Genomic DNA, 25283 nt, shown 5'->3' with positions numbered 1-25283 from the left:
GTCTCTCATAAATCCCCAGGAGCTTACAAAAGTAAGCGACTGGGGAGAGCAAAGGCAGCCAACAAAGAGACGGCGTGAAAGACGACGGAATTCCACCGGAGCTGACAATGGAGGAACCTCAATGTCACAAGATCCTTTCCAGGAACGCGAAGCTGAAAAGTACGAAAATCCTATCCCAAGCCGGGAATTTATCCTCGAACATTTAACTAAACGCGAAAAACCGGCCAGCCGCGATGAGCTGGCTGTGGAACTGAACATAAAAGGCGAAGAGCAGCAGGAAGCCCTGCGTCGCCGCCTGCGCGCGATGGAGCGTGACGGACAACTGGTCTTCACTCGTCGGCAGTGTTATGCGCTGCCGGAACGCCTCGATCTGCTGAAAGGTACCGTTATTGGCCACCGTGATGGCTATGGCTTTCTGCGCGTCGAAGGGCGTAAAGACGATTTGTATCTCTCCAGCGAGCAGATGAAAACCTGCATTCATGGCGATCAGGTATTGGCGCAACCGCTGGGCGCGGATCGTAAAGGCCGCCGTGAAGCGCGTATTGTGCGCGTTCTGGTGCCAAAAACCAGCCAGATTGTCGGTCGTTACTTTACTGAAGCGGGCGTGGGTTTTGTGGTTCCTGACGACAGCCGTCTGAGCTTCGATATTCTGATCCCGCCTGAAGATATCATGGGCGCGCGCATGGGCTTTGTGGTGGTGGTTGAACTCACCCAGCGCCCGACCCGCCGCACCAAAGCGGTAGGGAAAATCGTCGAAGTGCTGGGCGATAACATGGGAACCGGTATGGCCGTCGATATGGCGCTGCGAACCCATGAAATCCCGTATATCTGGCCAGCCGCCGTTGAGAAACAAGTTGCCGGTCTGAAAGAAGAGGTGCCTGAAGAGGCAAAAGTCGGGCGTGTGGATTTACGCGATTTGCCGCTGGTCACCATCGACGGCGAAGATGCCCGCGACTTTGACGATGCGGTCTATTGCGAGAAGAAACGCGGTGGCGGCTGGCGTTTATGGGTGGCGATTGCTGACGTGAGCTATTACGTGCGTCCGCCGACGCCGCTGGATCAGGAAGCGCGTAATCGCGGGACGTCCGTGTACTTCCCGTCGCAGGTGGTACCGATGCTACCGGAGGTGCTCTCCAACGGCCTGTGCTCACTGAACCCGCAGGTTGACCGCCTGTGCATGGTCTGCGAAATGACCATCTCTACCAAAGGCCGTCTGACGGGATATAAATTCTACGAAGCGGTGATGAGCTCACATGCGCGTCTGACCTACACCAAGGTCTGGCACATGTTGCAGGGCGATCAGGAGTTGCGCGAGCAGTATGCGCCGCTGGTTAAGCATATCGAAGAGTTACACAACCTCTACAAAGTGTTGGATAAAGCCCGTGAAGAGCGCGGCGGCATCTCGTTTGAGAGTGAAGAAGCGAAGTTCATTTTCAACGCGGAACGCCGTATTGAGCGAATTGAGCAGACCCAGCGTAACGATGCGCACAAGCTGATCGAAGAGTGCATGATTCTGGCGAACATCTCGGCGGCGCGTTTCGTTGAGAAAGCTCAGGAGCCTGCGCTGTTCCGTATACACGACAAACCGACGACTGAGGCGATCACTTCCTTCCGTTCTGTTCTGGCGGAGCTGGGGCTGGAACTACCTGGCGGTAATAAGCCGGAGCCGCGCGATTACGCGGAACTGCTGGAATCGGTTGCCGATCGCCCTGACGCCGAAATGCTGCAAACGATGCTGCTGCGTTCGATGAAGCAGGCGATTTACGATCCGGAAAACCGCGGTCACTTTGGTCTGGCGCTGCAGTCGTATGCGCACTTTACCTCGCCGATCCGTCGTTACCCGGATCTCTCCCTGCACCGCGCCATTAAGTATCTGTTGGCGAAAGAGCAGGGCCATAAAGGTAACACCACCGAAACGGGTGGCTACCATTATTCGATGGAAGAGATGCTGCAACTGGGTCAGCACTGTTCGATGGCTGAGCGCCGTGCGGATGAAGCAACCCGTGACGTCGCTGACTGGCTGAAGTGCGACTTCATGCTGGATCAGGTCGGCAACGTCTTTAAAGGTGTGATTGCCAGCGTCACCGGCTTTGGCTTCTTTGTGCGTCTGGACGAACTGTTCATCGATGGCCTGGTCCACGTCTCCTCGCTGGATAACGACTACTATCGTTTTGACCAGGTGGGACAGCGCCTGACCGGCGAATCCAGCGGCCAGACTTATCGTCTTGGCGATCGCGTGGAAGTGAAAGTCGAAGCTGTAAATATGGATGAGCGCAAGATTGATTTCAGCCTGATTTCCAGCGAGCGTGCGCCGCGTAACGAAGGTAAAACGGCGCGTGAAAGAGCGAAGAAAGGCGATGCGGGTAAAAAAACCGGCCGCCGTCGTCAGGTTGGTAAGAAAGCCAATTTCGAGCCTGACAGCGCTTTCCGTGGCGAGAAGAAACAAAAACCAAAGGCGGCGAAGAAAGAGGCCAGAAAAGCGAAAAAGCCTTCTGAGAAAACGCAAAAAATAGCGGCGGCGACAAAAGCAAAGCGTGCCGCTAAAAAGAAAACGGCACAGTAAGCCGGACAGTGTAAGCCGGGGAAGCATTGCGTCACCCGGCATGATTAACTATTAACGAGTGATTTCATGAGTGAAATGATTTACGGCATCCATGCGGTGCAGGCCCTGCTGGAGCGTGCTCCTGAACGTTTTCAGGATGTCTTTATTCTCAAAGGCCGTGAAGATAAACGCCTGCTGCCGCTGATCCATGCTCTGGAAGCACAGGGCGTGGTCATCCAACTGGCAAACCGTCAGTTTCTGGATGAGAAAAGCGAAGGAGCCGTCCATCAGGGCATTATCGCTCGCGTGAAGCCGGGTCGTCAGTATCAGGAAAACGATCTACCGGATCTGATTGCTTCGCTGGATCAACCGTTCCTGCTGATCCTTGATGGCGTGACCGATCCGCATAACCTCGGTGCCTGTCTGCGTAGCGCCGATGCCGCTGGCGTTAATGCGGTGATCGTGCCGAAAGATCGTTCTGCGCAGTTGAATGCCACGGCGAAGAAAGTCGCCTGCGGTGCAGCGGAAAGCGTCCCGTTGATTCGGGTGACTAACCTGGCGCGTACCATGCGTATGTTGCAGGAAGAGAATATCTGGATTGTCGGCACGGCGGGTGAAGCTGACCATACTCTCTATCAGAGCAAAATGACCGGCCGTATGGCGCTGGTGATGGGGGCGGAAGGTGAGGGGATGCGTCGCCTGACGCGTGAACATTGCGATGAGCTGATCAGCATTCCAATGGCCGGAAGCGTCTCTTCGCTCAACGTTTCTGTCGCGACAGGCATCTGTCTGTTCGAGGCTGTGCGGCAGCGCAGCTAATAGACGATTTCTGAAGCCATCCAGCAGGATGGCTTTTTTGTGCCCTCCTTTCCAGGCATTCTCCCCTCAGACTGACCATACTTATTGAGATGCCATTGAAGGAGGGAAACACAATGCACTGGCAAACTCACACCGTTTTTAATCAGCCGTTACCCCTGAATAACAGCAATCTGTTTCTGTCTGATGGCGCGCTCTGCGAGGCCGTAGCGCGTGAGGGGGCAGGCTGGGACAGCGAACTTCTCGCCAGTATCGGTCAACAACTTGGCACTGCGGAATCGCTGGAACTGGGACGGCTGGCGAATGCCTGGCCGCCAGAATTACTACGTTACGATCCCCAGGGGCAGCGTCTGGACGACGTTCGCTTCCATCCCGCGTGGCATCTGTTGATGCAGGGACTGTGTGCCAACCGTATTCACAATCTGCCCTGGGTAGAGGCGGCGCGAGACGGATCGTTTGTCGCCCGGGCAGCCCGCTTTGTCCTGCATGCGCAGGTGGAGGCCGGCACGTTATGCCCCATCACCATGACTTTTGCCGCGACACCGCTATTGCAGCAAATGTTGCCCGCCGTATTTGCCGACTGGCAAACGCCGCTACACAGCGATCGCTATGATTCGCATCTTGCGCCGGGGGGCCAAAAACGTGGCCTGCTGATCGGCATGGGGATGACGGAAAAACAGGGCGGTTCTGATGTGTTGAGCAACACCACCCGCGCCGAGCGTCTGGCGGATGGGTCGTACCGGCTGGTGGGACATAAATGGTTTTTCTCTGTGCCGCAAAGTGATGCCCATCTGGTGCTGGCACAGGCAAAAGGTGGCCTCTCCTGTTTCTTCGTCCCGCGCTTTTTACCTGACGGCCAGCGCAATGCGATCCGCCTTGAACGGCTGAAAGACAAGCTGGGGAATCGTTCCAATGCCAGCGCGGAAGTCGAGTTTCAGGATGCCATCGGCTGGCTTCTTGGTGATGAGGGAGAAGGCATTCGTCATATCCTGAAGATGGGCGGTCTGACGCGTTTTGACTGTGCGCTCGGCAGTCACGGACTGATGCGCCGCGCCTTCTCGGTGGCGATTTACCACGCGCACCAGCGTCAGGTGTCCGGCAAGCCGCTGATTGAGCAACCGATGATGCGTCAGGTGCTTAGTCGTATGGCGCTCCAGCTGGAAGGACAAACCGCATTATTGTTTCGTCTGGCCCATGCCTGGGATCGGCGTAGCGATGCCAAAGAGCGACTCTGGGCGCGTCTGTTCACGCCAGCGGCAAAATTTGCCGTTTGTAAAGGCGGCATTCCGTTCGTGGCGGAGGCAATGGAAGTGCTTGGCGGCGTAGGGTATTGCGAAGAGAGCGAACTGCCGCGACTGTACCGGGAAATGCCGGTCAATAGTATCTGGGAGGGATCCGGTAACGTCATGTGTCTCGACGTCTTGCGGGTTATCAACAAGCAAACCGGGGTCGATGAGATGCTGAGTGAGGCATTCTCTGAGGTCAGGGGGCAGGACAGGCATTTTGATCGCGCGGTACGCCAGCTTTTGCCGCGACTGCGCAAACCTTCCGAAGAACTGGGTCGTGAGATCACCCAGCAGATTTTCCTGTTGGGATGCGGAATAGAAATGTTACGGCACGCATCACCGCCTGTTGCCCATGCCTGGTGTCAGATGATGCTGGATACGCGCGGCGGAATGCGGTTATCAGAACGGGTACAGGACGCGTTGCTGCTGCGGGCGACGGGGGGATTGCGCTGATACGTTGCCGGATGCGTTTACGCCATCCGGCAATCTGTTATGCGTAGAGTATGGCTTGTACGCGCCAGTTATCAGGCTGCTGCTCTTCATACATCTGAATAATGCGATACCACGATGCGCCTTGTTCATCGGCTTTTAACGCGACAATACGCTCCACATCCTGTGGGTTTCCGGAAATATTACTGACAGAGATCAGGCCAATTTCATTGAGGCCAGTCACGCAATCCGCACTCGCGAATTCAGCAGACTGCGCCGTCGTACTCACCAGTCCGGCAGTTAACAGCAGTGAGGATAAGGCAAGAGATTGTTTCATCGTCAGCTCCATTTTACGTTTCCCCGCAATGTGCAGGGCATTCCATCGCCGAAATAAACGTCCAGCCTCCTGCTGTCGGTTTATTGTGCACAGGTAAACGTATAGAGGCGTAAAGCTACGTGAAATTGGCTTAAATTCCATCAATGATTATTTACGATATAAGACGGCCTGTGAGTACCACTGACCCGTCACGATAGTTTCATCAACCATGACAATAACGTAATAATCGGCTTTCGCTGCGGCGGCTTTCGCTCTGACTTCATCAACTGCATCATCCGGAGAGCCTCTGACCAGAGAGGTCACGGTTCCCATTCGCTGCAACCCTTGTGTCTGGTCGCGACGAATTTCCTGCGGATGATCGGCGACGGGCGGTGCTGGCTGTGGCGTTCCCTGAAGAATGCTACATCCACTTAACAGCATCACCAACATCAAAGAGGTAAACCGACGCATCACTCTATCTCGTTTCCTGATAGCCATAGTGTAGTGCCTTATTAATTTCCCTTTGGGGGAATGTTCCCAAAATGTTACCTTCCGCGCGATTTTCGAATGAAAATGTCGTGAAAGCGTAATCCAGTTCTCAACATTATGAATCGTTGTTGAATACGTCACCTTGTTTAATAATGTGACCTATAGCATACCCGCGCCAAAAGAGGTGCAAATGATTGAAATTGAAACATGTCAACTGGCGGAACATCATCTGCTTCACGCCTTTCCTTCGGGGCAACGCAGTACACTTTTGCCGTGTATTGTTTTCTACCACGGGTTTACCTCTTCCAGCCTGGTCTACAGCTATTTTGCCGTGGCGCTGGCGCAGGCCGGATTTCGGGTCATTATGCCAGACGCCGCCGGGCATGGGGCGCGTTTCAATGGTGACGAACAGGCGAGAATGGGCCACTTCTGGCAGATTTTGCAGCAGAGCATGCAGGAGTTTACGGCGTTACGTGCGGCACTGCGTGCAGAAAACTGGCTGCTGGAGGAACGTCTTGCGGTTGGCGGCGCATCGATGGGGGCAATGACTGCGCTGGGGATCATGACTCAGCATCCGGAGGTCAAATGTGTCGCCAGCCTGATGGGCTCGGGTTATTTCACCCGTCTGGCGCGAACGCTGTTTCCCCCTTGTGCCCTGGACACGCCAGCCCGTCAGGAGGAATTCACGCATATCATTGCGCCGTTGGCGAAGTGGGATGTGTCGCAGCAGCTCGCCCGACTGGCCGACAGACCGCTGCTGTTATGGCATGGCCAGGACGATGATGTGGTGCCAGCGGCGGAAAGTTTCCGTTTACAGCAGGCAATGATTCAGGCCGGCCTGGACCACAATCTGACCTGTCAGTGGCAAGCAGGCGTACGCCATCGCATTACGCCCGAAGCCCTGGCCGCAACGGTGTCGTTTTTCCGTCAGCATCTCTGACGCAGGCGCTAGCTAGCCATACGTCATCATGCAAAAAAAAGCCCCCTGAACAGGGGGCAAGTCAAGCTATGGCTTTCTTTTCGTTGGACTTTCCTGGTGCTAGCGATAAATATCCGCGCTGGCGTGGATGTTGCCGTTACTACCGGGTTCCCGCATCAGGATCACGTGGTAGTACGTTGCGCCCTGCGCATCGGTCTCTTCATTCAGGGCCCTTTCTGCATCACTTTCAGTGGCGAAGTTATGATTGATGTAAATGACGCCTAAGCTCTGCACATCATCCATGTTTCGGGCTTGCTGGTGGTCTATTTCAATGGCGGCGAATGTATTTGCACTGAGCAACAGTCCCGCCAGAAGGGTGACAAAACGGATTCGCATACCTACCTCCTCGACAGCTGACTCTGATTAGCGATTTCTCCTGTTAGTCGATAACGTCTGATTTAATTTTAATCGCTACTTTGTCGGTCGATAGCGACCATTTCTGATGCAGTTGTTCAAAAAATTACCGCGATCCGTTCTTTCTGAATGTAAACAATCGGCTAGCCCGTTTTGCTGTGGCGAAAAATACCTGTTTTTCTGACAAGAACACTTACCGAATCGTCAATATCACTGTCGGCCATCGCCGCTTATAGTGAGCCGAAACATAAAGCTAACTTTATGATAATAAGGCAAAAAGATATGGATACTTCATTCATGAATTTCAGCTACTTCGCCATTATGTTTATGGTGGCGCTGATAGCGGGTTTTATTAATGTAGTTTCAGGCGGCGGTGGGTTTTTATCGATTGGAGCGCTATTGCTCTCAGGATTGCCGCCAGCCAATGCGCTGGCGACCAATAAGATTCAGGCGCTGGGCAGTTCATTGACGTCGGGGATCTACTTTCTGCGTCGTGGACATATCAACGTCCAGCAGCATAAGTATGTCTTTTTATCCGCGTTTGTGGGATCGGCGCTGGGGACGACGCTTATCCAGTTCATTGAACCGGAACTGCTGAAAAAACTGTTACCGGTACTCATCATCGCGGTAGCGCTCTACTTTATTTTTGCCCCCAATCTCACTGAACCAAAAAAGAAGCAGCAAGTGTCACTGTTTCTCTTTTCCCTGATAGGGGGAGGGTGCGTTGGTTTCTATGATGGATTCCTCGGCGCCGGGGCCGGTTCCTTTTATACCCTGTGCTACATCCTGCTGTGGGGATACAGCATCGATAAAGCGCAAATTCACTCTAATTTCATTAATCTTGCGTCCAACATCGCCTCTATTCTGTTCTTCATTTTCGGTGGCAAAATGATCTGGTCGCTGGGACTGGTGATGTTCGCCGGGCAGGCGCTTGGCGCACGCCTGGGGGCGACGGTAGTCCTCACGCGCGGCAAGAAAGTGATCAGGCCGATGATCGTGATTGTTTCTATCTGCATCAGCGGCAAAATGCTATTGGATATGTATTAAGGGCGTCCTGACAAATATTCCTGGAATCACCTTGAGTTTGCGGCCTGACACCAGTATTATGACGCGTCAATTTTTCAGCCGACCTTTAACACGTTCCTTGCCTCCATGGGCCGCGGCTGACCCAGACAGGAGGCTGAATAATCCGTAAGGAGCAATTCGATGCGTCATTACGAAATCGTTTTTATGGTCCATCCTGACCAGAGCGAACAGGTTCCGGGTATGATCGAGCGTTACTCTGCTGCCATCACTGGTGCAGAAGGCAAGATCCACCGTCTGGAAGACTGGGGCCGCCGTCAGCTGGCTTACCCGATCAACAAACTGCACAAAGCTCACTACGTTCTGCTGAACGTTGAAGCACCGCAGGAAGTGATCGATGAGCTGGAAACAACTTTCCGCTTCAACGACGCCGTTATCCGCAGCATGGTAATGCGTACTAAGCACGCTGTTACCGAAGCATCTCCGATGGTTAAAGCGAAAGACGAGCGCCGTGAGCGTCGCGATGATTTCGCAAACGAAACCGCAGATGATGCTGAAACTGGGGATTCTGAAGAGTAATTTCTGATGACCAACCGTCTGGTGTTGTCCGGCACCGTGTGCAGGACCCCCCTTCGAAAGGTCAGTCCATCAGGAATTCCGCACTGCCAGTTCGTGCTTGAGCATCGTTCTGTGCAGGAGGAAGCCGGATTTCACCGGCAGGCGTGGTGCCAAATGCCCGTGATTGTTAGCGGACACGAAAACCAGGCCATTACTCACAGTATAACGGTCGGTAGCGCAGTGACCGTTCAGGGGTTCATCTCTTGCCACAAGGCAAAGAACGGCCTGAGCAAAATGGTTCTGCATGCCGAGCAGATTGAATTGATAGATTCTGGAGACTAGCCATATGGCACGTTATTTCCGTCGTCGCAAGTTCTGCCGTTTCACCGCGGAAGGCGTTCAAGAGATCGACTATAAAGATATCGCTACGCTGAAAAACTACATCACCGAAAGCGGTAAGATTGTCCCAAGCCGTATCACCGGTACCCGTGCAAAATACCAGCGTCAGCTGGCTCGCGCTATCAAACGCGCTCGCTACCTGTCTCTGCTGCCGTACACTGATCGTCATCAGTAATCGGTCACGGTCCATTAATACGACTTTGAGAGGATAAGGTAATGCAAGTTATTCTGCTTGATAAAGTAGCAAACCTGGGTAGCCTGGGTGATCAGGTTAACGTTAAAGCGGGCTATGCTCGTAACTTCCTGGTACCACAGGGTAAAGCTGTTCCTGCTACCAAGAAAAACGTTGAATACTTCGAAGCACGTCGCGCTGAACTGGAAGCTAAACTGGCTGACGTTCTGGCTGCTGCAAATGCACGCGCAGAGAAAATCAACGCACTGGAAACCGTTACCATCACGTCTAAAGCAGGCGACGAAGGTAAACTGTTCGGTTCCATCGGTACCCGCGACATCGCTGATGCTGTAACTGCAGCTGGCGTTGAAGTGGCTAAGAGCGAAGTTCGTCTGCCGAACGGCGTTCTGCGTACCACTGGTGAGCACGAAGTGGACTTCCAGGTTCACAGCGAAGTATTCGCTAAGCTGACCATTAACGTTGTTGCAGAATAAGTTTTTATTCTGATAACGTCGTAAGAAACGCCGACCTTGTGTCGGCGTTTTGCTTTTCTGCTCCCCTCATTTTTCGCTCTGGCTATTCTTTGTCCTTTTCGGGATAATCATTAAAAATAAAACATAATTTCAATCTGGTGATGAATGGATACTCCGCAACCTTTGTTTGCGCGTAAAAATGTTGTCTGGCTGAGCGCGGCGTTTTGTTGTCTGCTCTGGGGCAGCGCCTATCCGGCCATAAAGAGCGGTTATGAGATCTTCCAGATCGCCGCTGACGATATTCCGTCCAAAATTGTTTTCGCTGGTTACCGCTTCCTGTTCGCAGGTCTGCTGTTACTCTTGCTGGCGATAGCGCAGCGTAAGCCGATTGGCCGCCTGAGTTCCCGGCAGTTCGGGCAATTGACGCTGCTGGGGGTGACGCAGACCTCGCTGCAATACATCTTCTTTTACATCGGTCTGGCGTTCACTACCGGCGTGAAGGGATCGATCATGAATGCCACGGGCACCTTCTTCAGCGTGCTGTTGGCGCACTTCATCTATCAGAACGACAAACTGAGTTACAACAAAACGCTGGGATGCATTCTCGGTTTTACCGGCGTGATGGTGGTGAACTTCAACAGCGGGCTGCTGGATTTTAATTTTACCCTGGCGGGCGATGGCTCAATTGTGCTGGCGGCATTTATTCTCTCCGCCGCGACACTTTACGGTAAGCGACTCTCTCAGACGGTCGATCCAACCGTGATGACGGGGTATCAGTTAGGGATTGGCGGGCTGGTGTTGGTGATCGGTGGTTATGTCTTTGGCGGCACACTGGCGGTTCACGGTCTCGCATCGGTGGCGATTCTCGGTTACCTGACGTTGCTCTCTTCAGTGGCGTTCGCGCTGTGGAGTATTTTGCTTAAGTATAACCGTGTGGGGATGATTGCACCGTTTAACTTCCTGATCCCGGTCTCCGGCGCGGTGCTGTCCGCGATTTTTCTCGGTGAGAATATCCTGGAGTGGAAATACGCGATTGCGCTGGTTCTGGTGTGCTCGGGGATCTGGTGGGTTAATAAGGTGAAGCGGTAACGCCGCCAATGCCGTGGTAGGCCGGATAAGGGCAAGCCGCCATCCGGCACGGCGCTGATGTGCCTGATGGCGCTACGCTTATCAGACCTGGCAGACCCCGGCACGATGAATTAACGTACGCGGATAAAGCTGCCGTCAGGTTGACGAGTAAACAGTACCTGCTGATTGTTGCCGGTGTCGATAGTCAGTCCGGTCACCACGCCATTCGCGTTCTGGCGAATTTGCACCATCTGCCCACTCTGGAGAGTGCTTAGCGGTTTCCCCGCACCTTCAACCTGCGCCATCGCATAAACATCTGTAGGTGGCAGTCCGTGGTCGCGGAACAGTTGTGCCATGGTTTTACCGGGCTCTACGCGATAGGAGCGCCATTGCTGCTCAATGCCGCTATCCTGCTGGAAAGGCTGGGGTTGCGGTTGCTGTGACTGAGGTTGCTCTTCCGGTTGCCCTTCCTGAATGGGTTCCGGCGCAACGGGAGCGACCTGGCCTGGATCGTTTTGCGGGGCCACAAGCTGGGCCTGAAGCTGCGCTTCCGTCGGGGGTTGAGACTGCGACTGGAGATCCAGTTGCGCGTTACGGGTTACCGCTGGCGTATCGTTCGTGTCGCTTGAGGGGAGAAGGAAACCGACGACCAGCACAATCGCTGCAATGATAATGCCGCGGCGATGCATAGACGGAAGCGGATCCATAATGCGAAAATTGTCCGGTGCATGCCAGATTTTCGCCAGGGTTGGTTTTAATTCAAAGCGCCCGGGCATGGCTTTCCTCCTGCTCCGCGTCTCGTTCCTCAATCATAGAGTATAGACAGCTAACGCTATGATGTTCGTGATATTCCCCGTTTTTGGCACATATACAGGGGGATATCCCTATTGTTTCTTTTTCGTCGTGATTTGTCATCCACCCCGAGACAACATTTTACCGGGAGAAGCCTGGCTGTTATGCTGCCCGCTACTTTTTTATATCCGATGAAAGGAAATACGATGGCAACCCCGACTTTTGACACTATCGAAGCGCAAGCAAGCTACGGCATTGGTTTGCAGGTAGGACAGCAACTGAGCGAATCCGGACTGGAAGGGCTGTTGCCTGAAGCGCTGGTTGCCGGTATTGCTGACGCGCTGGAAGGCAAGCAGCCAGCCGTGCCGGTTGATGTGGTACACCGCGCGCTGCGCGAGATCCATGAACGTGCGGATGCCGTACGTCGCGAACGCTTCCAGGCGATGGCCGCAGATGGCGTGAAATATCTGGAAGAAAACCGTGAGAAAGACGGTGTGAACAGCACGGAATCTGGTCTGCAATTCCGCGTCCTGACTCAGGGCGAAGGCGCTATCCCGGCTCGTACTGACCGCGTTCGTGTGCACTACACCGGTAAACTGATCGACGGTACCGTCTTTGACAGCTCTGTTGCGCGCGGCGAACCGGCTGAATTCCCGGTAAACGGCGTGATTCCTGGCTGGATTGAAGCGCTGACCCTGATGCCGGTGGGCTCTAAATGGGAACTGACCATTCCTCAGGAACTGGCTTACGGCGAACGTGGCGCCGGTGCGTCGATCCCGCCATTCAGCACCCTGGTGTTTGACGTCGAACTGCTGGAAATTCTGTAACTAGTCACTTCTGTTCCCCCTCCACGCCGGAGGGGGACGAAAAATGCGCAATAACGCTGCTCGATTGCCGGGTATCGGAGTTTTATCTTGCAAATGCATCAGTTGCGTGTATTTTTGTGAGCTAATTCGCGTTACCAGAGTGATATGACACTCACTTTAAACATATAATTAACATAATATCTAAATCTTAGTATTCATCCCGCCGATTCTTACCTAATATCGATAAGTCCTGAAAACAGGATCGTCGTATCATAGATGCACAACAGACGCATTAAAGGCCGCAGAGCCCGCACAACACAGACAGGTACAGGAAGAATAAAATATGGTAGATCAGGTAAAAGTCGCCGCCGACGAACAGGCTCCGACTGAACAGTCGCTACGGCGCAATCTTACAAACCGACATATTCAGCTTATCGCCATCGGCGGTGCCATTGGTACGGGCCTGTTTATGGGGTCGGGTAAAACGATCAGTCTCGCCGGGCCGTCGATCATTTTTGTTTATATGATCATTGGTTTTATGCTTTTTTTCGTGATGCGCGCAATGGGAGAATTGCTGCTCTCGAATCTGGAATACAAATCTTTTAGCGACTTTGCTTCGGATCTGCTGGGGCCGTGGGCAGGTTATTTCACCGGCTGGACCTACTGGTTCTGTTGGGTGGTGACCGGGATGGCGGATGTCGTCGCTATTACGGCCTATGCGCAGTTCTGGTTCCCCGGTCTTTCCGACTGGGTCGCCTCGCTGGCGGTGGTGATCCTGCTGCTGAGCCTTAACCTTGCCACCGTGAAAATGTTCGGTGAGATGGAGTTCTGGTTCGCGATGATCAAAATCGTCGCTATCGTGTCGCTGATTATCGTCGGCCTGGTGATGATTGCCATGCACTTCCAGTCGCCAACCGGTGTGGAAGCGTCGTTTGCTCACCTGTGGAATGATGGCGGCTGGTTCCCGAAAGGCATTAGCGGCTTCTTTGCCGGTTTCCAGATTGCCGTGTTCGCCTTTGTCGGGATCGAACTGGTCGGGACGACGGCGGCGGAAACGAAAGATCCGGAGAAATCGCTGCCGCGCGCCATCAACTCGATTCCGATTCGTATCATCATGTTTTACGTCTTTGCGCTGATCGTCATCATGTCCGTAACGCCGTGGAGTTCAGTGGTGCCGGATAAGAGTCCGTTCGTTGAGTTGTTCGTGCTGGTGGGTCTGCCTGCCGCTGCGAGCGTGATTAACTTCGTGGTCCTGACGTCCGCTGCTTCCTCTGCAAACAGTGGCGTGTTCTCTACCAGCCGTATGCTGTTTGGTCTGGCGCAGGAAGGCGTGGCGCCGAAAGCATTCGCTAAGCTGTCTAAACGCGCGGTTCCGGCGAAAGGGCTGACCTTCTCCTGTATCTGCCTGCTGGGCGGAGTCGTGATGCTGTATGTCAACCCAAGCGTGATTGGCGCGTTCACCATGATCACGACAGTGTCGGCGATCTTGTTTATGTTCGTCTGGACTATCATCCTGTGCTCATACCTGGTGTATCGCAAACAGCGTCCATATCTGCATGAGAAGTCGATCTACAAAATGCCGCTTGGCAAGCTGATGTGCTGGGTGTGCATGGCGTTCTTCGTCTTCGTGCTGGTACTGCTGACGCTAGAAGATGATACCCGTCAGGCGCTGCTCGTCACGCCGCTGTGGTTCATTGCGCTGGGTCTGGGCTGGTGGCTGATTGGTAAGAAGCGGATGGCAGGCGTTCGTTAAAAAAAGAGCCGCGACGCGGCTCTGCAATTACATGAATCAGGGCGCTCTCGGGCGCCTTTTTTATTCGCCTGCGAGGGCGCGCGGGAACAACACATTATTTTCCAGACTGATGTGTTCCATCAGATCATCAATCATCTCATTGATGCCGTTGTACATCGCTTTCCAGGTGGTGCACGCTTCTGGCGGGATCGTCACGTTCTGGGTGGTATGTTTAATCACTTCCAGCAGTTCCCCCGCTTCATCATGCTCACTTTCCATGACGCTGATCGGCCCCATCGCCTGGCTACCCATGCCCTGTTTGATCATCGGGAACAGGATCTGCTCCTCTTTCATCATGTGGCTTGAAAGCTCCTGATGCAGCATGGTCAGATACTTCGCCAGACCTTTTGGTACGTTGGGCTTATCAGCATGAACGCGTTCAACTTTGGTGGCTTGTAGGATCAGTTCCGGCAGTTGCTCGCGGTGTCTGTCGTGATAACGCACGATGATGTGGTCGATAATTTCGGCCAGCGGCGCGGTACGCCAGTCTTTATCGATCGGTTGTTCTGCCAGTTGTGCCAGTTGCGCTTCGATAGCATCAACGTCCAGCTCTTTACGGGCGGCAGCACGCGCCAGCGTCTGCTTACCGCCGCAGCAGTAATCCATATCGTACTTACGAAACAGGGCCGACGCGCGAGGGATAGAGAGCGCCAGTTCACCTAAAGGTTGATCGCGATAAGCCATAGCCATTACCTCATTCTCAATAATGTAAGATGCATTTTAAATGCACCTTTAATCGAGCGCTATAACCCTTTCGAGGGGGGGGGACGGATTAACGGCCTGGCTCTGAAAGCGGAATGACGCGTGGTTTTTCCGGTTTTGCTCTGACTGCCACCACCACGCCGATAACCAGCAAAGCGATACCGCTGAGCGTCAGCACAGGGGGAAGGGTCTGGCGCAAGATGAAGGTGTAGAGCAAACCCGCCAGCGTTTCGAACACGATCAATGGGCCGAGGATCACCGTCGGTAATCGCTGGCTGGCAATGTTCCAGCACAGCGCGCCTACCCATGAGCACAGCACCGCAATCGCCACCATTAGGCCTACAAACACCGCAGGGCGCGGGCCGAACGGCAGGGCGAAGTCGGGCATTTTCCCATGCAGCCAGAAGCAGGCGACGAGGTAGCCCAGCAGCGAAACGGGCAGGGTTACCAGCGCCTGCGCCGTCGCCCACATCATCGGGTGTTTTTCCGGGTTCTCCCGCAGCCAGCGGGCATTACGCAGCGCATACCAGGCCCAGCACACCACTGATACCAGCGCCAACGCGATGCCAGAACCGTAGCGCCAGCCGCTAAAATCAGGCAAGCCCTGGTTGAGTTCCGCAATGTTCACGCACAGCAATCCGATGCCTATCAGCAGCAGTGCTGGGGCCAGCCGTAGCCAGGAGAGCCTGCCATCGCGCTGGCTGTACAGCAGGTTGGCAAATACCGGAATGACGACCGGCAGCGTGCCGATGATCATCGTTGAGACCGGTGCGCCGGTGCGCTGAATGGCGCTGGCAAGGCAGACGTAATAAATCAGGTTGCCCATCATGGTCAGCGCCAGCGCGGTCAGCCAGTCTTTCGCCGAAAGCTGCCGCAGGCGCACACGTCCGAGCCATGCCAGCGGCAGGGCAATCAAGCCTAATGCCAGATAACGCCCCATCGACTGCAGCACCGCCGGATATTCCGGCACGATCAACGGTCCGACAAAAATCAGTCCCCACATCAACCCTGCCAGCAGGGCGTACAACACACCGCTAATCATGCTTTACATCCACATCGTTAAACATGACGAAAAGTGTAGGCAGGGAACCGGGGCGCGTATTGTATGAGCTTGCGCATTAGCGCGAATAAACCTGCTTTTGATAGCGCACGGGAGTGATGCCGTAGCGATGGGTAAAGGCGCGGGTGAGATGGGATTGATCGGTCAGGCCGGTCGCGGCGGCAACGTCCGCAGCGGGCATACCGAGAGTCAGAAAACCTTTTGCCCGCCACAGACGGATCGCCATCAGCATCTGGTGTGGCGTCACGTGGAAATGGCCTTTGAACTGACGTTGAAAGTGCCAGGGGCTAAGCGAGGCAACGCGTGCCAGTTCATCGAGGGTGACCGGGCGCATGTAGTTGTCATGCAAATAGTCGCGCACGCGCTCAAAGCGATGCGCGCCTTCCCGTGGCAACGGGGCATGACGTGCCAGCGGCTGGAAGGTGTCGATCAGATCCAGCAACAATCCTTTTTGCGCTAAAGGATCGTCGGTGTGCCACAGTCCGTGGATCAGCGAACAAATCTGACGGGAGCGGCGCGGATCGTGACGTGTGACGTCGTGAAACCACCAGTGACGAATGCCGGTCACCTCTTCCAGCAGATCGGGCTCCAGATAGATCATCCGGTAACGCCAACCATCGGCGGTTTCGGCCTCGCCGGTATGCAGCTCATCCGGATTCATCGTCACGACCGAGTGGGCTGGGGCAACGTACTGCGTGCCACGATAGCGAAAGCGCTCGGCACCAGCTTCTATCGCGCCAATGCCGAACGCTTCGTGGGTGTGTGGCTCAAAGGCGTAGCGTGAAATATGCGCGTGATACAACTCAACGCCAGGCACCTGCGCCAGATGGCGAAAGCGGGCGCTGTCTTTTTCATCGCTAAACTGCTCGGGTACACCTTGCACGTTGTCTCTCCCCACGCATCGTCCTGTCATTATCAGAGAGGATGCGCGGGGATGCCACCATAATTAACCGATTTTTAACACTTACAGAATACCGTTGACGCTTTCGGCCAGCGACGTGGTCGGGCGACCGATCAGCTTGCTCAGCGTGTGGCTGTCATCGAACAGACCGCCTTTGGATGCCCCGATGTCTGAATCGGCCAGCATCTCCGCCAGTCCTGCTGGCAAACCGACCCCTTTCAGCGCGGCGGCGAAATCGGCTTCGCTCATGTTCTGATAAACGACAGGTTTGCCACTCTGTTTACTCAGTTCTGCGGCCAGCTGGCTTAGTGTCCAGGATTCATCACCCGCCAGTTCATACACTTTCCCGGCATGGCCTTCGGTGCTGATGACCTGTGCGGCGGCAGCGGCGTAATCCGCACGCGTTGCACTGGCAATTCTGCCCTCGCCCGCCGCGCCGATAAATACGCCATGCTCCAGCGCAGCAGGGGCGCTGGCGAGATAGTTTTCGGTATACCAGCCGTTACGCAACAGCGCGTAGGCAATACCGGAGTCAGCCAGCATCTTCTCGGTATCGACGTGTTCAACGTGCAAAGCGAGGGGAGAGCGGTCGGCATGCAACAGGCTGGTGTAGGCGATAAATTTCACTTTCGCCGCCTTTGCCGCATTAATCACGTTACGGTGCTGAACGGCACGTTGGCCGACTTCGCTGGAGGAGATCAACAGCAGCTTGTCCACACCCTGTAACGCCTGGGTAAATGCCGCTTCGTCACTGTAATCCGCCTGACGTACGGTAATTCCCTGTTGGCTTAACGCGGTGGCCTTCGCCGGGTTGCGAACGATGGCCACAATCTGGCTGGCAGGAACGGTTTTTAGCAGGTTCTCAATAACGTGTTGGCCCAGTTGGCCCGTCGCGCCGGTAATAGCAATCATGAGTGACTCCTTCTTAATGTGTCGCTTGTGTTTTATAAAGCTAGCACCTAAACTTACTTTTAGTAAGTACGCACAAAAAGGTAAGTATAAGATGAGTGCATCGACCCTTTCTCAACAACTGCGCGACGGCAATTTGTTTGCCGAGCAGTGTCCGTCGCGTGAGGTGTTAAAGCATGTGACCAGTCGCTGGGGCGTCTTGATCCTGGTGGCGCTACGTGACGGCACACATCGCTTCAGCGATTTGCGGCGTAAAATGGGCGGCGTGAGCGAGAAGATGCTGGCGCAGTCGTTGCAGGCGCTGGAGCAGGATGGGTTTATCAACCGGGTTTCGTATCCGGTCGTGCCGCCGCACGTGGAATACAGTTTGACTCCGCTGGGCGAGCAGGTCAGTGATAAAGTCGCCGCGCTGGCGGACTGGATTGAGCTGAATTTGCCGCAGGTGTTAGCACAGCGGGAAGAACGGGCGGCGTAAAACGTTGCCGGATGGCGAGATGTCATCCGGCATTAACGTTACTTGCTTAAATCCATCTGATAAATTGCGAAACCGATCTCATCGGTCGCCACTTTTTGCATCGGGTACTGGCCTTTCTCTTTGATAAACGCAGCGGCTTTATCCCCCGGCGAGGTTTCGAAGCGGATATCCAGTTTTTTCTCACTGTGAATCGGCGCCAGACGCCAGTTGTTATCGGCCGCCGGATGAATTTCCCCGGCGCGTTGAGATTCCGCGCCAATCCATGCCGCCAGCACCGAGCGATTCTCATCCGGTGACGCAAAGGCAATATGGTTGTCGCCGGTTCCGGCAAACTTACCGCCATAGGCGCGATAGTTATTGGTAGCGACCAGGAAAGTGGCATTCGGGTCAATCGGCTTGCCGTTGAAGGTCAGATTTTTAATCCTTTCTGCGGACGGATTTACCGTCTGGCATTCACCGTCATAGCGTGCGGGCTGTGAGACATCAATCTGGTATTCCACGCCGTCGATCACATCGAAGTTATAGGTACGAAATCCATCCCAGTTGATGAGCGATTGCGGTTTGCTACTGGTGATATCAATCTGATTAAACTGTCCGGCTGAGCATTCCAGCCACTCTTTCACCTCTTTACCACTGGCTTTAACGACCACCAGGGTATTCGGGTACAGGTAAAGGTCAGCGGCATTGCGGAAGGTCAACGGGCCTTTTTCGACTTCGACAAAACTGGCCGGATCGTTCTTGCGTCCGCCAACTTTAAACGGAGCGGCGGCGGAAAGCACCGGCAGTTTCGCCAGATCCGGATCGCCCTGAATGAAATGTTCGACATAGGCTTTCTGTGCGTTATTGACCACCTGAACGGTCGGATCGTCCTGCACCAGCGCCAGATAGCTGTACATGTTATCTGCGGATTTGCCGATCGGCTGGCTGACAAATTCGCGCGTCGCGTCGTGGTCGGCTTTCAGAATCTCCGCCAGTTTGCTGTCTTCGGCAGCGAGTGATTTCTTCGCAGCGGTGTCGTAAATGGGGCGCGCTTCGGCTTTGGCCTGCGTTACCTGCCATTTGCCGCTGTCGTTATTGAGCACCAGATCCACCACGCCCAGATGATCGCCCCACATGCCTGGCATCACCGCCGGCACGCCGTTCAGCGTCCCTTTTGCGATATCCGCGCCTTTGATGTTGGCAAAGTCTTTACCGGGGAAGACCGCGTGGGCATGACCAAACATAATGGCATCCACGCCGGGCACTTCACTGAGATAATAAACCGAGTTCTCGGCCATGCTCTGGTACGGGTCAGCAGAGAGTCCTGAATGCGCGATCACCACCACCACATCGGCCCCTTTTTCACGCATTTCTGGGACATAGCGACGTGCGGTTTCGGTAATGTCGTTAACCGTCACTTTGCCGCTCAGGTTCGCTTTATCCCAGGTCATGATCTGCGGAGGGACAAACCCGATATAGCCGATTTTCAGCGTCTGCTTATGGCCTTCCTGATCGACGACATCCGTCTCTTTAATAAGATAAGGGGTAAACAACGGCTTTTTGGTCTTAACGTCGATGATATTGGCGTTAACGTAAGGGAATGACGCGCCTGCCAGCGCTTTTTGCAGATATTCCAGCCCGTAGTTGAACTCATGGTTACCGAGGTTACCAACCGCGTAATCCAGTGTATTCAGCGCTTTGTAGACCGGATGGATCTCGCCTTTTTTCAGTCCCTTTGCCGCCATATAATCGCCCAGCGGACTGCCCTGAATCAGATCGCCATTGTCGACCAGCACGCTGTTTTTGGCTTCATCGCGCGCGGCGTTAATCAGGCTTGCGGTGCGTACCAGTCCGAATTTTTCGGTTGCGGTATCTTTGTAATAATCGAAATCCATCATGTTGCTATGCAAATCAGTGGTTTCCATTATCCGTAGATCAACGGTCGCGGCATTCACGCTGGCCGCGATCAGCGTGGCCAGAAGCGTTGCACTAAACTTAATCATCAGAGGGCATCCTTTTAAGATCTGAAACACAGTAAAAAATGTATTTATATCTTCTTGCTTACAGAACTGTGAAGCATGCATCAGTTTAGCAAGCAAAACCGCAGACACTATCACAGTTGGCGGATTCGCTTTTGATCGGGTATAAGTAAAACAATGAGTTAAGACCACTGCCACAAATGAGGTGGAGAATGCTAGAACACGTATGCCAGCTTGCACGGAACGCGGGCGATGCCATTATGCAGGTTTATGATGGAGTCAAACCGATGGAGATTACCAGCAAGCCGGACGACTCCCCGGTGACAGCGGCCGATATCGCGGCGCACGCGGTGATTCTTGAAGGGTTGACGCAATTGACGCCAGATATTCCAGTGCTCTCCGAAGAGGACCCGCCAGCCTGGGACGTGCGTCGGCACTGGCAGCGCTACTGGTTAGTCGATCCGCTGGATGGCACCAAAGAGTTCATCAAACGCAACGGCGAGTTTACCGTAAATATTGCGCTTATCGAGAAGGGCAAACCGGTACTGGGCGTGGTCTACGCGCCGGTGATGAAAGTGATGTACAGCGCGGCGGACGGCAAAGCCTGGAAAGAAGAGTGCAATGTGCGCAAGCAAATTCAGGTCCGTGACGCGCGTCCGCCGCTGGTGGTGATTAGCCGCTCCCACGCAGACAACGAACTGAAAGAATATTTACAACAGCTGGGCGAGCACCAGACGACGTCGATTGGTTCGTCGCTGAAGTTCTGCCTGGTCGCGGAGGGACAGGCGCAACTGTACCCGCGCTTTGGACCGACCAACGTCTGGGACACCGCTGCGGGCCATGCTGTCGCGGCGGCAGCCGGGGCGCACGTTCACGACTGGCAGGGTAAACCGCTGGACTACACCCCGCGTGAGTCGTTCCTCAACCCCGGCTTTCGGGTCTCTATTTATTGAGTAACTTATGCAGCAGGGTAATCACCTGCTGCACCTCTTCTTGGGTGAGCGCCCCGTCTTTTGCCCACTGTACGCGACCGTCTTTATCAAGCACCGCGATAGCAGAGCTCTCTTCATCCAGTTGCCAGGCTTTACGGGCCACGCCGTTGCTGTCGACAATAAACTGCGACCACGGGTAGAGCTTCTTATTGCTCTCGAGGCTGCTGCGCACAAACATACCGGAGCCAGGAATCGCGTCGTCAGTGTTGACGATCGTCGTGGTCTGGTAAACGTCATGGGGCAGTTTTGCTGCTTTGATCGCTTCAATCAGCGTCGCATTTTTTTCTTTCGCAGAGGTGCGTCCGGCGATGTGCTGAAGGATTCGCACCTTCCCGGGCAACTGTGCGCTGTTCCAGCTTTTATAGCTGAACTTATCATTTTCAAGAATCAATTCGCCGCGATCCGCAATCCCTACCGGCGGGACGCGCTGGCCCGTTTCGAAGCTATGCGCGGAGGCCATCATTGGCGCTAACAGGCACGCCAGCGCGAGAATCTTACGTAAGGTCATGGTGTTTCCTTCTTATTGTTTGCAGGTGATCCGACCACTTGGGTCTGATTTTTAATCATATGTGCGAATGATGCTTTTTCCCGCAAGAGTGATGCCAGTTTGCGGACGGGCGCACAAATCCTGCGAAAAACGAAGGCTTATACTGAGGACCGCACCCTGATTCAGAGATGATTCTGATTAACTGTAATGAAAAGGTAAATAAACTTATACGCGCTGGAAACATCGTACAGATAGTCTATAGTCAAATGGCATTAAATTTTGCGCCTTAGAACGGTTGGACCGATTGTGGGACCACAAGGGCGTGACTTAAGCAGGAGATAACAATGAAAATTTTCCAACGGTACAACCCACTGCAAGTGGCGAAGTACGTGAAGATCCTGTTCCGTGGACGGTTATATATCAAGGACGTTGGCGCTTTTGAGTTTGATAAGGGCAAGATTCTTATCCCAAAAGTGAAGGATAAACAGCATCTGTCTGTGATGTCCGAAGTTAACCGTCAGGTTCTGCGTCTGCAAACTGAGATGGCTTAACCAAAGTGCTATGCAGTAGTTTAAAAAACGGCTCCCATTGGGAGCCGTTGATGTTTCTGGAGCAGGCAGAATAAGCGAATACTACGCTTTAACGTCTCCCTGAACGTCCGGCAGTTTCGGCACCAGTACGCTTGGTTTACTGTCCAGGCGGGTCACCAGCAACTGATCGATACGGTAGTTATCGATATCCACCACTTCGAATTTGTAGCCCGAGAACTTCACGGAATCGGTCCGTTTCGGGATTTTACGCAGCATGAACATCATAAAGCCGCCAATCGTTTCGTAGTTACCTGATTGCGGGAACTCGTCGATATCCAGCACGCGCATCACGTCATCGATCGGCGTACCGCCGTCAATCAGCCAGGAGTTCTCGTCGCGCGCCACAATCTGCTCTTCCAGACCCTGGCCGACCAGATCGCCCATTAGCGTGGTCATCACATCATTCAACGTGATGATCCCCACGACCAGCGCGTATTCGTTCATGATCACCGCAAAGTCTTCACCGGCGGTTTTGAAGCTTTCCAGCGCTTCAGAAAGAGTTAGCGTATCCGGAACAATCAGGGTGTTGCGGATCTGCACGCCGCTGTTCAGCGCCATACTCTGATTCGCCAGAACACGATTCAGTAAATCTTTCGAGTCAACGTAACCAATGATGTGGTCAATATCTTCGTTACAGACAAGGAACTTGGAGTGCGGATGTTCCGCCACTTTGTTTTTCAGGCTCTGCTCGTCTTCATGCAGATCGAACCAGATCACGTTTTCACGCGACGTCATCGATGACGGCACGGTGCGCGATTCCAGCTCGAACACGTTCTCAATCAACTCATGTTCCTGTTTACGCAATACGCCTGCGAGCGCCCCAGCTTCCACCACCGCATAAATATCATCAGACGTGATGTCATCCTTGCGCACCATCGGCAATTTGAAGATGCGAAAGATCACGTTCGCCAACCCGTTGAAGAACCACACCAGCGGCGTGAAAACGAACAGACAGAAGCGCATCGGGTTGATGATACGCAAAGCCACAGCTTCTGGTGCAATCATACCGATGCGTTTCGGGGTTAAGTCCGCGAAGAGGATAAACATACCGGTGACCAGCGAGAAGGAGAGAATAAAGCTCAACTGCTCAGAGAGTTCCGGCGACATATAGCGAGAGAATAACGAGTTAAAAGCGGGGGAAAATGCGGCGTCACCGACGATACCGCCAAGAATGGCGACCGCGTTCAGACCGATTTGCACCACCGTGAAGAACATCCCCGGGTTTTCCTGCATTTTCAACACGCGTTGCGCATTGAGATTGCCTTCATCGGCCAGCAGTTTGAGCTTAATTTTACGTGAGGCAGCAAGTGAGATCTCGGATATCGAGAAGAACGCACTCACAGCGATCAGGCAAAGAATAATGAAAATACTGTTTAACATATCTTATCCGGCGTCACGCCAGATCCTCGGAAGGGAAGTTGATAAATCCATGTGGTAAAACTTAATGAAAACCGGCCCGTGGAGGTGAGCCGGTAAGTTCAGGGGCTAGTATAGCGTAAGGGCGGGGCAGGCCGCTAGCGGTGGGTAAACGTCGATCTCTTTCTGTTGGCAAGTGAGAAAACCATCAGCGATAAATCATATCAAATGTCGCCGTTGCGTTGACGTCTCCGGCCTCGATGGCATCGCTCAGACGAATCAGCCACGCCTGAAAAGGCAAGGTAATCGTCGTTGAATCTGCATTGCTCAGTAAATAAACCTCTTTTCCGAAGGTGACGGGCTGGTAGTTATACATCACTTGTACGCCAACACCGCGAGCGGAGGAACTCTGATTAGGATTATCCAACGCCAACGTCTTTTTTTGACCGTCGGTGGTGGTGCCGTCAAATTTTATGTTCACATTCGTGCCCTGTTCGCAATTAAGAACAATATCAAAGCTTACGGGAGAGGTGGTGTTGCCGGAACGAGGAAGTGATGTGATAGCAATCCCCTGTGATCCTGTTAATGGGACGGTAATATCTTTGGTTTCAATATCACAGCCAACAGATTGCACGAACACCGAGGTTGGATTAAAGGACATTAAATACTGACGGGCAGAGCCAAACACACGTTCAACGCTGTAATTAGTTAAATTCAGGACACCGGTAGTAATTCGTGACCCGGTAGCAATTAATTGAACTTTAAAGTAATTTTGTTGCTTGTAAGCGTAACTCGCCTTAGCTTGCTCAGTCCCATGCGGCCAGGCCATGGGGATTAAATTGGACATATCCTGACCGGCCAGGATTTTTATACCAATGCCAGGATTGTTTGTTTCATAAACATAGGAAGTAGAAATGTCACTTACCGGTGTCTTTGCTGATTGATAGCCTGATTCAACCACTTGATCAGTATAACAATAGATATCCGCCATAGTGGAGGCAGTGATAACGGGGCTTTCCCAAAGAATAGTATCTGCCGGGTTAGTATAATTTAACCTTAATGCAGGTATATTGATTTGCTGTAAAACGGTACTTGTACCGTTCCTCAGGGTACAATCTGCCCATGCTGAGCAGGATAAAGATATTGCACAGACACTAAAGAAAATACGCAGTATCCAGGTCAGTATAAAACGTGAAATCATAATTAATCCGTAAAGTAGTAACGCTAAATCATATCGAATGTCGCCGTTGCGTTGACATCTACGGTCTTAATAGCGCGGTTAAGCCTATTAAACAGGTCTGACAGGACAAGGTCACTTGTGTTGTTATGTGAGTTAATAAATCATATTGTCCAATGAAATAAACAGGTTGGATATTGGATGGAATTTGAATACCGCCCCCTTGAGCAGAGGAGGGTATATCAACATTATCTAACTGAAGCATAGTGTTTTTTCCATTTATCGTCGTACTATTAAATTTTATGCTGGTACGGATCATTTTCAGACAGGTAACATTAATATCGGACGCGTACCGGTGTTGTGGTATCTCCATGAGGAGAAA

At 53.4% G+C, this 25283-nt stretch carries 27 protein-coding genes; 15 read left to right on the top strand and 12 right to left on the bottom strand.

What is annotated here, in order from left to right:
- Window positions 1-121: 121 nt before the first annotated feature.
- The 3 genes from rnr to AOY24_RS20520 all read left to right on the top strand — a co-directional run bounded on the left by rnr (window position 122) and on the right by AOY24_RS20520 (window position 5097).
- Window positions 122-2563, top strand: coding sequence for a ribonuclease R (gene rnr / locus AOY24_RS20530; protein ID WP_044257223.1), 2442 nt, complete (start codon window positions 122-124; stop codon window positions 2561-2563).
- Window positions 2564-2629: 66 nt separating this feature from the next.
- Entirely contained in the window at window positions 2630-3361 is a 732-nt protein-coding gene (gene rlmB, locus AOY24_RS20525; RefSeq protein ID WP_042321448.1) for a 23S rRNA (guanosine(2251)-2'-O)-methyltransferase RlmB, read from the top strand.
- A gap of 113 nt (window positions 3362-3474) precedes the next feature.
- Window positions 3475-5097: an isovaleryl-CoA dehydrogenase gene (locus tag AOY24_RS20520; RefSeq protein ID WP_054177257.1), complete on the top strand. Its 1623-nt coding sequence runs from the start codon at window positions 3475-3477 to the stop codon at window positions 5095-5097.
- Window positions 5098-5134: 37 nt separating this feature from the next.
- On the opposite strand, the gene yjfN is transcribed toward AOY24_RS20520, so the two are convergent.
- Complete coding sequence (yjfN, locus tag AOY24_RS20515) at window positions 5135-5410, bottom strand: DUF1471 family protease activator YjfN (RefSeq protein ID WP_072140690.1); 276 nt, start codon at window positions 5408-5410, stop codon at window positions 5135-5137.
- Window positions 5411-5557: 147 nt separating this feature from the next.
- Entirely contained in the window at window positions 5558-5887 is a 330-nt protein-coding gene (gene bsmA / locus AOY24_RS20510) for a biofilm peroxide resistance protein BsmA (protein ID WP_042999188.1), read from the bottom strand.
- A 181-nt stretch (window positions 5888-6068) separates the two neighbouring features.
- Between bsmA and yjfP the strand changes: the two genes are divergently transcribed.
- The gene (gene yjfP / locus AOY24_RS20505; RefSeq protein WP_042999189.1) at window positions 6069-6818 is read left to right on the top strand and encodes an esterase; all 750 of its coding nucleotides are present in this window, start codon (window positions 6069-6071) and stop codon (window positions 6816-6818) included.
- Between the two features lie 99 nt (window positions 6819-6917).
- Here yjfP and yjfY read toward each other — a convergent pair whose 3' ends face one another.
- Window positions 6918-7193 (bottom strand): DUF1471 family protein YjfY, encoded by a 276-nt coding sequence (yjfY, locus tag AOY24_RS20500; protein WP_044257220.1) that lies wholly within the window; start codon window positions 7191-7193, stop codon window positions 6918-6920.
- A 300-nt stretch (window positions 7194-7493) separates the two neighbouring features.
- Here yjfY and AOY24_RS20495 point away from each other — a divergent pair, with 300 nt between their 5' ends.
- The 6 genes from AOY24_RS20495 to AOY24_RS20470 all read left to right on the top strand — a co-directional run bounded on the left by AOY24_RS20495 (window position 7494) and on the right by AOY24_RS20470 (window position 10925).
- A complete protein-coding gene (locus AOY24_RS20495) occupies window positions 7494-8258 on the top strand; it encodes a TSUP family transporter (RefSeq protein WP_044327173.1) in 765 nt (254 codons plus the stop codon).
- 159 nt (window positions 8259-8417) lie between these two features.
- A complete protein-coding gene (gene rpsF, locus AOY24_RS20490; RefSeq protein WP_054177256.1) occupies window positions 8418-8813 on the top strand; it encodes a 30S ribosomal protein S6 in 396 nt (131 codons plus the stop codon).
- 6 nt (window positions 8814-8819) lie between these two features.
- Window positions 8820-9134 carry a primosomal replication protein N gene (gene priB / locus AOY24_RS20485; protein WP_042321531.1) on the top strand — a complete coding sequence of 105 codons (315 nt, stop codon included), beginning with the start codon at window positions 8820-8822 and terminating at the stop codon, window positions 9132-9134.
- 4 nt (window positions 9135-9138) lie between these two features.
- The gene (gene rpsR, locus AOY24_RS20480) at window positions 9139-9366 is read left to right on the top strand and encodes a 30S ribosomal protein S18 (protein WP_000135199.1); all 228 of its coding nucleotides are present in this window, start codon (window positions 9139-9141) and stop codon (window positions 9364-9366) included.
- A 41-nt stretch (window positions 9367-9407) separates the two neighbouring features.
- Window positions 9408-9857: a 50S ribosomal protein L9 gene (gene rplI, locus AOY24_RS20475; RefSeq protein ID WP_042999192.1), complete on the top strand. Its 450-nt coding sequence runs from the start codon at window positions 9408-9410 to the stop codon at window positions 9855-9857.
- 144 nt (window positions 9858-10001) lie between these two features.
- Entirely contained in the window at window positions 10002-10925 is a 924-nt protein-coding gene (locus AOY24_RS20470) for a DMT family transporter (RefSeq protein WP_054177255.1), read from the top strand.
- A 110-nt stretch (window positions 10926-11035) separates the two neighbouring features.
- Here AOY24_RS20470 and AOY24_RS20465 read toward each other — a convergent pair whose 3' ends face one another.
- A complete protein-coding gene (locus AOY24_RS20465) occupies window positions 11036-11680 on the bottom strand; it encodes an OapA family protein (RefSeq protein ID WP_044257216.1) in 645 nt (214 codons plus the stop codon).
- Between the two features lie 222 nt (window positions 11681-11902).
- Here AOY24_RS20465 and fklB point away from each other — a divergent pair, with 222 nt between their 5' ends.
- Both fklB and cycA read left to right on the top strand, forming a co-directional pair.
- Window positions 11903-12523 carry an FKBP-type peptidyl-prolyl cis-trans isomerase gene (fklB, locus tag AOY24_RS20460; RefSeq protein WP_042999195.1) on the top strand — a complete coding sequence of 207 codons (621 nt, stop codon included), beginning with the start codon at window positions 11903-11905 and terminating at the stop codon, window positions 12521-12523.
- 322 nt (window positions 12524-12845) lie between these two features.
- Window positions 12846-14255 (top strand): D-serine/D-alanine/glycine transporter, encoded by a 1410-nt coding sequence (gene cycA / locus AOY24_RS20455; protein ID WP_054177254.1) that lies wholly within the window; start codon window positions 12846-12848, stop codon window positions 14253-14255.
- A gap of 60 nt (window positions 14256-14315) precedes the next feature.
- On the opposite strand, the gene ytfE is transcribed toward cycA, so the two are convergent.
- From ytfE to AOY24_RS20435, 4 genes are all read right to left on the bottom strand, one after another.
- The gene (gene ytfE, locus AOY24_RS20450) at window positions 14316-14978 is read right to left on the bottom strand and encodes an iron-sulfur cluster repair protein YtfE (protein WP_044257213.1); all 663 of its coding nucleotides are present in this window, start codon (window positions 14976-14978) and stop codon (window positions 14316-14318) included.
- A gap of 88 nt (window positions 14979-15066) precedes the next feature.
- A complete protein-coding gene (locus AOY24_RS20445) occupies window positions 15067-16038 on the bottom strand; it encodes a DMT family transporter (RefSeq protein ID WP_042999198.1) in 972 nt (323 codons plus the stop codon).
- Between the two features lie 76 nt (window positions 16039-16114).
- Window positions 16115-16939, bottom strand: a complete 825-nt coding sequence (locus tag AOY24_RS20440; RefSeq protein WP_054177253.1) for an AraC family transcriptional regulator — start codon at window positions 16937-16939, stop codon at window positions 16115-16117.
- Between the two features lie 81 nt (window positions 16940-17020).
- On the bottom strand, window positions 17021-17869 hold the full coding sequence (locus AOY24_RS20435) for an SDR family oxidoreductase (protein WP_054177252.1): 849 nt from the start codon (window positions 17867-17869) through the stop codon (window positions 17021-17023).
- Window positions 17870-17960: 91 nt separating this feature from the next.
- On the opposite strand from AOY24_RS20435, the gene AOY24_RS20430 reads away from it, so the two are divergent.
- Window positions 17961-18341 carry a helix-turn-helix domain-containing protein gene (locus AOY24_RS20430; RefSeq protein ID WP_042321550.1) on the top strand — a complete coding sequence of 127 codons (381 nt, stop codon included), beginning with the start codon at window positions 17961-17963 and terminating at the stop codon, window positions 18339-18341.
- 38 nt (window positions 18342-18379) lie between these two features.
- Here AOY24_RS20430 and cpdB read toward each other — a convergent pair whose 3' ends face one another.
- Window positions 18380-20323: a 2',3'-cyclic-nucleotide 2'-phosphodiesterase gene (gene cpdB, locus AOY24_RS20425; protein ID WP_054177251.1), complete on the bottom strand. Its 1944-nt coding sequence runs from the start codon at window positions 20321-20323 to the stop codon at window positions 18380-18382.
- A gap of 188 nt (window positions 20324-20511) precedes the next feature.
- On the opposite strand from cpdB, the gene cysQ reads away from it, so the two are divergent.
- On the top strand, window positions 20512-21252 hold the full coding sequence (cysQ, locus tag AOY24_RS20420; RefSeq protein WP_042999202.1) for a 3'(2'),5'-bisphosphate nucleotidase CysQ: 741 nt from the start codon (window positions 20512-20514) through the stop codon (window positions 21250-21252).
- Here cysQ and AOY24_RS20415 read toward each other — a convergent pair.
- Window positions 21242-21799 (bottom strand): YtfJ family protein, encoded by a 558-nt coding sequence (locus AOY24_RS20415; RefSeq protein WP_042999203.1) that lies wholly within the window; start codon window positions 21797-21799, stop codon window positions 21242-21244. The two genes, cysQ and AOY24_RS20415, sit on opposite strands and share 11 nt — an antisense overlap.
- Before the next feature lie 323 nt (window positions 21800-22122).
- Here AOY24_RS20415 and AOY24_RS20410 point away from each other — a divergent pair, with 323 nt between their 5' ends.
- Window positions 22123-22329, top strand: coding sequence for a DUF1107 domain-containing protein (locus tag AOY24_RS20410; RefSeq protein ID WP_004857160.1), 207 nt, complete (start codon window positions 22123-22125; stop codon window positions 22327-22329).
- An 81-nt stretch (window positions 22330-22410) separates the two neighbouring features.
- Here AOY24_RS20410 and AOY24_RS20405 read toward each other — a convergent pair whose 3' ends face one another.
- Both AOY24_RS20405 and AOY24_RS24665 read right to left on the bottom strand, forming a co-directional pair.
- Window positions 22411-23748 (bottom strand): hemolysin family protein, encoded by a 1338-nt coding sequence (locus AOY24_RS20405; protein WP_042999204.1) that lies wholly within the window; start codon window positions 23746-23748, stop codon window positions 22411-22413.
- Between the two features lie 184 nt (window positions 23749-23932).
- Complete coding sequence (locus AOY24_RS24665; protein ID WP_082366205.1) at window positions 23933-24925, bottom strand: fimbrial protein; 993 nt, start codon at window positions 24923-24925, stop codon at window positions 23933-23935.
- Window positions 24926-25283 lie beyond the last annotated feature (358 nt).

Source organism: Citrobacter sp. CtB7.12, assembly GCF_001297795.1.
In the GTDB taxonomy this organism is placed as follows: Bacteria; Pseudomonadota; Gammaproteobacteria; order Enterobacterales; family Enterobacteriaceae; genus Citrobacter_A; species Citrobacter_A amalonaticus.
The sequence above is the reverse complement of the archived record's forward strand: the minus strand, read 5'-3'. Positions and strand labels throughout refer to the sequence as shown.

Bases quoted from the DNA above. Each gene is read 5' to 3' on its own strand.
- rnr (WP_044257223.1), top strand. From the start codon at position 122: ATGTCACAAGATCCTTTCCAGGAACGCGAAGCTGAAAAGTACGAAAAT.
- rlmB (WP_042321448.1), top strand. From the start codon at position 2,630: ATGAGTGAAATGATTTACGGCATCCATGCGGTGCAGGCCCTGCTGGAG.
- AOY24_RS20520 (WP_054177257.1), top strand. From the start codon at position 3,475: ATGCACTGGCAAACTCACACCGTTTTTAATCAGCCGTTACCCCTGAAT.
- yjfN (WP_072140690.1), bottom strand. From the start codon at position 5,410: ATGAAACAATCTCTTGCCTTATCCTCACTGCTGTTAACTGCCGGACTG.
- bsmA (WP_042999188.1), bottom strand. From the start codon at position 5,887: ATGGCTATCAGGAAACGAGATAGAGTGATGCGTCGGTTTACCTCTTTG.
- yjfP (WP_042999189.1), top strand. From the start codon at position 6,069: ATGATTGAAATTGAAACATGTCAACTGGCGGAACATCATCTGCTTCAC.
- yjfY (WP_044257220.1), bottom strand. From the start codon at position 7,193: ATGCGAATCCGTTTTGTCACCCTTCTGGCGGGACTGTTGCTCAGTGCA.
- AOY24_RS20495 (WP_044327173.1), top strand. From the start codon at position 7,494: ATGGATACTTCATTCATGAATTTCAGCTACTTCGCCATTATGTTTATG.
- rpsF (WP_054177256.1), top strand. From the start codon at position 8,418: ATGCGTCATTACGAAATCGTTTTTATGGTCCATCCTGACCAGAGCGAA.
- priB (WP_042321531.1), top strand. From the start codon at position 8,820: ATGACCAACCGTCTGGTGTTGTCCGGCACCGTGTGCAGGACCCCCCTT.
- rpsR (WP_000135199.1), top strand. From the start codon at position 9,139: ATGGCACGTTATTTCCGTCGTCGCAAGTTCTGCCGTTTCACCGCGGAA.
- rplI (WP_042999192.1), top strand. From the start codon at position 9,408: ATGCAAGTTATTCTGCTTGATAAAGTAGCAAACCTGGGTAGCCTGGGT.
- AOY24_RS20470 (WP_054177255.1), top strand. From the start codon at position 10,002: ATGGATACTCCGCAACCTTTGTTTGCGCGTAAAAATGTTGTCTGGCTG.
- AOY24_RS20465 (WP_044257216.1), bottom strand. From the start codon at position 11,680: ATGCCCGGGCGCTTTGAATTAAAACCAACCCTGGCGAAAATCTGGCAT.
- fklB (WP_042999195.1), top strand. From the start codon at position 11,903: ATGGCAACCCCGACTTTTGACACTATCGAAGCGCAAGCAAGCTACGGC.
- cycA (WP_054177254.1), top strand. From the start codon at position 12,846: ATGGTAGATCAGGTAAAAGTCGCCGCCGACGAACAGGCTCCGACTGAA.
- ytfE (WP_044257213.1), bottom strand. From the start codon at position 14,978: ATGGCTTATCGCGATCAACCTTTAGGTGAACTGGCGCTCTCTATCCCT.
- AOY24_RS20445 (WP_042999198.1), bottom strand. From the start codon at position 16,038: ATGATTAGCGGTGTGTTGTACGCCCTGCTGGCAGGGTTGATGTGGGGA.
- AOY24_RS20435 (WP_054177252.1), bottom strand. From the start codon at position 17,869: ATGATTGCTATTACCGGCGCGACGGGCCAACTGGGCCAACACGTTATT.
- AOY24_RS20430 (WP_042321550.1), top strand. From the start codon at position 17,961: ATGAGTGCATCGACCCTTTCTCAACAACTGCGCGACGGCAATTTGTTT.
- cpdB (WP_054177251.1), bottom strand. From the start codon at position 20,323: ATGATTAAGTTTAGTGCAACGCTTCTGGCCACGCTGATCGCGGCCAGC.
- cysQ (WP_042999202.1), top strand. From the start codon at position 20,512: ATGCTAGAACACGTATGCCAGCTTGCACGGAACGCGGGCGATGCCATT.
- AOY24_RS20415 (WP_042999203.1), bottom strand. From the start codon at position 21,799: ATGACCTTACGTAAGATTCTCGCGCTGGCGTGCCTGTTAGCGCCAATG.
- AOY24_RS20410 (WP_004857160.1), top strand. From the start codon at position 22,123: ATGAAAATTTTCCAACGGTACAACCCACTGCAAGTGGCGAAGTACGTG.
- AOY24_RS20405 (WP_042999204.1), bottom strand. From the start codon at position 23,748: ATGTTAAACAGTATTTTCATTATTCTTTGCCTGATCGCTGTGAGTGCG.
- AOY24_RS24665 (WP_082366205.1), bottom strand. From the start codon at position 24,925: ATGATTTCACGTTTTATACTGACCTGGATACTGCGTATTTTCTTTAGT.